Consider the following 5,636-nt stretch of genomic DNA (forward strand, 5'->3'; position numbering starts at 1 on the left):
ATTTGCGTTATGTATCTTAGTTGAACCGCCGTATACGGAACCGTACGTACGGTGGTGTGAGGGGTCGGGAGTTAATCACTCCCTCCTACTCGATTTTTATTTAAGTACATCTGCGTGTAATTGATTTTGCACAAAATGCTAGCACCTAAAATGCTCCTTATGAATAAGTTAATGTCGATAGGCAATTTCATCAATCGAGGAGGAAAAAAGAATGCGTTGGCTTAAAAAGGGCATTTTATTTAGTGTGGTAGCTTTGTTGCTTCTTTCATTGACAGCATGTAATTCAGGAGAGCTTCAAAAAGTAAAAGTTGGAGAAGTAACGCGCTCGATTTTCTATGCGCCTCAATATGTAGCGCTTGAAAAAGGCTTCTTTGAAGATGAGGGACTTTCTGTTAATCTACAAACCATTGCTGGTGGCGATAAAACGATGACAGCATTGTTGTCGGATGGTATTGATATTGCTTTAGTTGGCTCAGAAACTTCTATTTATGTGACAAATCAAGGCACTAACGACCCTATTCAAAATTTTGCTCAATTAACACAAACTGACGGAACGTTTTTAGTGGCACGTGATAAAATGGAAAACTTCTCTTGGGAAGACTTAAAGGGATCGGTATTCCTTGGGCAACGAAAAGGCGGTATGCCGCAAATGGCAGGGGAATTTGTTTTGAAGAAGCATGGAATTGACCCTTCAAAAGATTTAACGCTGATTCAAAATATTGATTTTGCAAATATCTCAACAGCATTTGCGTCAGGTACAGGTGACTTTGTGCAGTTATTTGAACCAACTGCGAGTGTATTCGAACAAGAAGGAAAGGGCTATATCGTTGCTTCATTTGGGACAGAATCAGGGCACTTACCGTATACATCATATATGGCGAAAGACAGTTATTTAAAAGAACAAGATAAAACTGCCCAAGCCTTCACCAATGCATTAAAAAAAGCACAAGATTTTGTACAGGAAAAAAGTGCAGCTGAAGTAGCAGAAATTATTCAACCATATTTCGAAGATATTGATGTGAAATTAATTGAAACAGTTGTAGAACGTTATAAATCGCAAGGTTCTTATGCAACCGACCCTATTTTAGATAAAGAAGAGTGGGAAAACTTGCAGGCAGTTATGGAGGAAGCCGGTGAACTTCCGCAACGCGTAGAATATGAAGATCTAGTAAATACAACATTTGCTAAAAAGGCTACGAAGTAATGGAATTCCTAAAGCTTGAGCATATTCACCATAGCTATTTCTCAAGCAAAGAAGCAAAAGAAGTATTGTACGATATTAATTTATCTATTCGTGAAGGTGAGTTTGTATCGTTTATCGGACCGAGTGGTTGTGGGAAAACAACTTTATTATCGATTATTGCAGGTTTGTTCCCAGCAACTGAAGGCAAAGTGTTAATCGATGGGGAAGAAATAGATGAGCAGAATAAATCACTCATCGGCTATATGCTGCAACAAGATTATTTATTTCCATGGAAAACAATCGAAGATAACATCACCATAGGTTTAAAACTAACAGATCGCAAAAATAAGACACATAAGGTAACAGCTAGTGCATTATTACAAGAAGTCGGTTTGCCACATGTAGGTAGCAATTATCCTCGAGAGTTGTCGGGAGGGATGCGCCAGCGGGTAGCTTTAGCTCGAACATTAGCCGTCAATCCTAAAATTCTATTGTTAGATGAACCATTTTCTGCACTTGATTATCAATCTAAATTGAAACTTGAAGATTTAGTGGTGGAAACTTTAAAAACATATCGTAAAACGGCTGTCCTCGTGACGCATGATATTGGTGAAGCGATTGCAATGAGTGAACGGGTTTTCTTGTTTTCAGCAAACCCAGGTGCATTGCACAAAGTGTTCGATATACCGAAAGAACTTCAAGAGTTATCACCTTTTGATGTAAGGCAACATCCATCGTATGGAGGAGTATTCCAGGGGATTTGGAAGGAGCTTGAAAGCCTTGGATAAAACTTTATTTGAGCAATATCAGAAATCGTTAAAAAAAGAACGGCGATTTGTGAGGCTCTATCAATTAATAATCTTGTTAGCGTTTTTTGGCGGTTGGGAGTTGTTTTCGAGAAATGATTGGATAGATCGCTTAATATTTAGTTCACCATCTCGCGTTTGGGTCACGCTTATTGATAAAGTGAGTGATGGCACGTTACTGATGCATGTAAGTGTTACGCTTATGGAAACAGTCGTAGGTTTTATCGTAGGGACATTACTAGGGACTTTACTAGCAACATTATTATGGTGGTCGCCGATGCTATCGAAAGTTTTAGATCCATATTTAGTCATTTTAAATGCAATGCCTAAAGTTGCGCTTGGTCCAATCCTTATTGTGGCACTGGGACCAGGATATATTTCAATTATGGCGATGGGTGCGCTAATTTCAATTATTATTACTACTATTGTTGTATATACGGCTTTTAAAGGTGTTGACCCGAACTTTAGCAAAGTATTGCAAACCTTTGGGGCGACGAAGTGGCAAATATTTAAAGAGGTCATCTTACCAGCTTCTTTTCCAACTATTATTTCGACACTGAAAGTAAACGTAGGCCTAGCTTGGGTAGGGGTAATTGTTGGGGAATTTTTGGTTTCTTCAAAAGGTCTGGGGTATTTAATCATTTATGGCTTCCAAGTGTTTAACTTTAACCTTGTATTAATGTCGTTGTTAATCATAGCCGTCTTTGCAACAATTATGTATCAGATTGTGGAATTAATTGAAAAGAAGCTTATTAAAAATAACGATTAGAGAATCACACTAGGTTGTCCAATAAGTCCTCTTAAGTAGAATAACTGGCTTTCTATATAATTAAAATCCGCGTGCACAACATAAGACGCAACTCTCGCTACGTGCGGTTTGTTGCGTCTTACGTCTCGTGCGTGCTCCTGCCGTTACGTTTCAAGCGCGCTTTTGTCGCACGCAGGAGTCTACGCGGATTTTTACCTGTATATCAAAGGAATAACTTCTCTCTGCAAACTATTTTACTTTTAGGACAGCCCCGTCTTTACTGTAAATAAAGTTAAAATTCTTTATCCATTTGTGGAGATGTACGGTAGAAGCGAAAGTTTCCTGTTTCGATTCTAGCAATGGTATTTTCTGCAATGCGTTCGTGACAAGTGTTGCACATATACGTATTGATCGGTCGATTTCGTAATTTTTTTGCTAACGGTAAATCGTCGTCCAACTGGCCAATTGTATCGCAGATGACACATTTTACACGCATGATATTTCCTCCCTATTCAGCACGGATGGCTAAAACATGCTTGATTGGATTGTCAATATTCGATCCGTCACCGAATATTACATAAACAGGACCATCTTCGAAGAGTGGTTTGCCATCTTGGCTATATTTTAAAATAAGTGTATTTGCTGCTTCAATTGTAAAGTCATGTTCTTCGCCGTCTTTACATTCGATGACGATTTTTGTCGCTTCTGGTTTAATTTCGGCATTTTTCAAAAAATGACGTAATTCGATGCCGAAAGTACCTGTTTCCATACCTTTACGGTCGAATTTTCGTTCTGATTTTAATGTTGGAGGGAAAGTTGCACCTTCCATAATTTCACGTGACCAGTGTGCACCGACCTCGCGCATATATTTTGTATCTGCATCTTCTTCTTCGCCCTTTGCAGAGAAGTACGTATTTAAGTCTAATTTACGATCATCGAAAATCCACACTGTTGGATCTAATGTAAGTTGATATATAACTGCGCCTTTTATTGGAATGATAATTTCCATGTTAGAAGTCCTCCTCAAATCTTGTATATCCAAGAAATAGTATACCGCTAATTGCTGGAGATAATAAAGAAATATAATTTGAATTCTCTATTTTACAGTGTAGACACTTGCAATTTTAGCAACTAAAAGCTAAACTTTACTAAGATAGAATCGAAGAAATATCAGATAATGGGGGCGTCCTCATGGATACGAAATCACAAACTTCTTTTCAAGAGAAGGCTTTGGAACTTTTAGTTGCTGATGCAGATAAAATTGCTCGCCTCATTCGAGTACAAATGGATCATTTGACAATGCCACAATGCCCTTTATATGAAGAAGTATTAGATACACAAATGTTCGGCCTTTCACGTGAAATTGACTTTGCTGTAAAGCTTGGACTTATTGAGCGTGAAAAAGGCAAAGAAATTCTCGATTCGCTTGAGAAGGAACTTTCTGTACTACATGACGCGTATACAGACAAATAAAAAGAAAAAACTCAAAACGCTATGGGCGATTTGAGTTTTTTTTCTAGAACGAGGTTTTCGAGATGAATAATTATTTGAAACGTTATGCACAAAATTTTGATTACCCATTATTTTTTACGGTGTTAATGTTGAGTTTATTTGGATTAGTGATGATTTATAGCTCTAGTATAATGGTGGCGATTAGAAAGGATTATCCACCAGATTATTATTATCTAAAACAGGTTAAAAATTTAATCGTCGCGTTTATAGCGTTTTCGATAGCGGCTTTTTTTCCATATAAACATTATGCCAACAAAAATATTATGTTGTTATTTACAGTTATTTTAGTTGTGTTATTTACATGGGTAAAGGTAGCTGGTAATGGTGCCGAAGCAGGAATAGGCTCTAAGAGTTGGATCACGGTACCTGGTTTAGGGAATTTCCAACCATCTGAATATGCAAAACTATTTATTATTTTATATTTTGCAGGTGCCTTTTATCGTAAAGCACAAAAATATACATTTGAAAAATTGCAGCCGACAGAAATATTTTATCCTATTTTTCTTTGGATTCTCGTTGTTGCTGGTGTAGCTTTTGAAACCGATTTAGGCGCAGTCATTATTTTATGCGGTATTGCAATTTCAGTTGTGGCTTCGAGTGGAATACCATTTAAAACTTTTTGGAAATTCTTTGGTGTATTAGGTACATTTGGTGGTATTATTTTAGCCATACTATTTACATTAAAAGGTGATGTTTTAACGCCAAATCGTATGGGACGTATTAAATCCTATATAAATCCGTTCGAATATGAAAGTGGGTCTGGTCACCAGGTAGTCAATGGTTATTATGCAATTGGCGGAGGGGGCCTCGAAGGAAGAGGTTTAGGTCAATCCATACAAAAATTAGGTTATTTGCCAGAATCACAAACCGATTTCATTATGGCGATTATTTTAGAAGAACTCGGCATCTGGGGCGTTCTCATCGTTCTTGGTGGTTTAGGCTTTATAATATATAAAGGTCTTTCTATTGCACTACGTACAAAAGATCCATTAGCTCGTATGATCGCAGCTGGTATTGCTAGCTGGATCGGCTTCCAAACATTTATAAACCTCGGCGGTGTAACTGGGTTAATCCCGTTAACCGGTGTCACGCTACCTTTCATTAGTTATGGCGGGACATCTATAATAATGCTATCTTTAGCTATGGGAATATTGGTAAATATTTCTATGTTCGAAAAGGTAGAAAGAAAAAAATCAATTTCATAAGGAGGATTTCAATGAGTCCAATCAACAAGATTCTTGTAGCAAATAGAGGAGAAATCGCAATTCGTATTTTCCGTGCGTGTACGGAGTTGAAGATTAACACTGTCGCTATTTATTCCCGTGAAGACAGTGCTGCTTTCCATCGATTTAAAGCGGATGAAGCCTATTTAGTAGGTGCTGGTAAG

General features: G+C 37.7%; 8 protein-coding genes. 6 read left to right on the forward strand and 2 right to left on the reverse strand.

The window, feature by feature from the left end:
* Window positions 1–211: 211 nt before the first annotated feature.
* From ACIQZG_RS24220 to ACIQZG_RS24230, 3 genes are read left to right on the forward strand one after another with little or no spacing between them, the layout of a single operon-like run.
* Window positions 212–1,204 (forward strand): ABC transporter substrate-binding protein, encoded by a 993-nt coding sequence (locus ACIQZG_RS24220; protein ID WP_402758678.1) that lies wholly within the window; start codon window positions 212–214, stop codon window positions 1,202–1,204.
* Window positions 1,204–1,971: an ABC transporter ATP-binding protein gene (locus ACIQZG_RS24225; protein ID WP_402758680.1), complete on the forward strand. Its 768-nt coding sequence runs from the start codon at window positions 1,204–1,206 to the stop codon at window positions 1,969–1,971. Before ACIQZG_RS24220 ends, ACIQZG_RS24225 begins: the two co-directional genes overlap by 1 nt.
* Window positions 1,964–2,758 (forward strand): ABC transporter permease, encoded by a 795-nt coding sequence (locus tag ACIQZG_RS24230; protein WP_402758682.1) that lies wholly within the window; start codon window positions 1,964–1,966, stop codon window positions 2,756–2,758. Before ACIQZG_RS24225 ends, ACIQZG_RS24230 begins: the two co-directional genes overlap by 8 nt.
* Before the next feature lie 271 nt (window positions 2,759–3,029).
* Here ACIQZG_RS24230 and ACIQZG_RS24235 read toward each other — a convergent pair whose 3' ends face one another.
* Window positions 3,030–3,233 (reverse strand): YlaI family protein, encoded by a 204-nt coding sequence (locus ACIQZG_RS24235; RefSeq protein ID WP_402758684.1) that lies wholly within the window; start codon window positions 3,231–3,233, stop codon window positions 3,030–3,032.
* Between the two features lie 12 nt (window positions 3,234–3,245).
* The gene (locus ACIQZG_RS24240; protein WP_402758686.1) at window positions 3,246–3,746 is read right to left on the reverse strand and encodes a molybdopterin-binding protein; all 501 of its coding nucleotides are present in this window, start codon (window positions 3,744–3,746) and stop codon (window positions 3,246–3,248) included.
* 182 nt (window positions 3,747–3,928) lie between these two features.
* On the opposite strand from ACIQZG_RS24240, the gene ACIQZG_RS24245 reads away from it, so the two are divergent.
* The 3 genes from ACIQZG_RS24245 to ACIQZG_RS24255 form a co-directional block, all read left to right on the forward strand.
* Window positions 3,929–4,210, forward strand: a complete 282-nt coding sequence (locus tag ACIQZG_RS24245; RefSeq protein WP_004224778.1) for an Fpa/YlaN family protein — start codon at window positions 3,929–3,931, stop codon at window positions 4,208–4,210.
* Between the two features lie 62 nt (window positions 4,211–4,272).
* Window positions 4,273–5,454 carry an FtsW/RodA/SpoVE family cell cycle protein gene (locus ACIQZG_RS24250; RefSeq protein WP_402758691.1) on the forward strand — a complete coding sequence of 394 codons (1,182 nt, stop codon included), beginning with the start codon at window positions 4,273–4,275 and terminating at the stop codon, window positions 5,452–5,454.
* A gap of 11 nt (window positions 5,455–5,465) precedes the next feature.
* Window positions 5,466–5,636, forward strand: a 171-nt coding sequence (locus ACIQZG_RS24255) for a biotin carboxylase N-terminal domain-containing protein (RefSeq protein ID WP_402758694.1), incomplete at its 3' end; no start/stop codon positions are given.

Origin of the sequence: Lysinibacillus sp. NPDC096418 (assembly GCF_044762775.1) — a bacterium.
Taxonomy (GTDB): Bacteria; Bacillota; Bacilli; order Bacillales_A; family Planococcaceae; genus Lysinibacillus.

Coding starts and splice junctions, on each gene's coding strand:
- ACIQZG_RS24250 (WP_402758691.1), top strand. CDS start 4,273: ATGAATAATTATTTGAAACGTTATGCACAAAATTTTGATTACCCATTA.
- ACIQZG_RS24235 (WP_402758684.1), bottom strand. CDS start 3,233: ATGCGTGTAAAATGTGTCATCTGCGATACAATTGGCCAGTTGGACGAC.
- ACIQZG_RS24220 (WP_402758678.1), top strand. CDS start 212: ATGCGTTGGCTTAAAAAGGGCATTTTATTTAGTGTGGTAGCTTTGTTG.
- ACIQZG_RS24225 (WP_402758680.1), top strand. CDS start 1,204: ATGGAATTCCTAAAGCTTGAGCATATTCACCATAGCTATTTCTCAAGC.
- ACIQZG_RS24245 (WP_004224778.1), top strand. CDS start 3,929: ATGGATACGAAATCACAAACTTCTTTTCAAGAGAAGGCTTTGGAACTT.
- ACIQZG_RS24240 (WP_402758686.1), bottom strand. CDS start 3,746: ATGGAAATTATCATTCCAATAAAAGGCGCAGTTATATATCAACTTACA.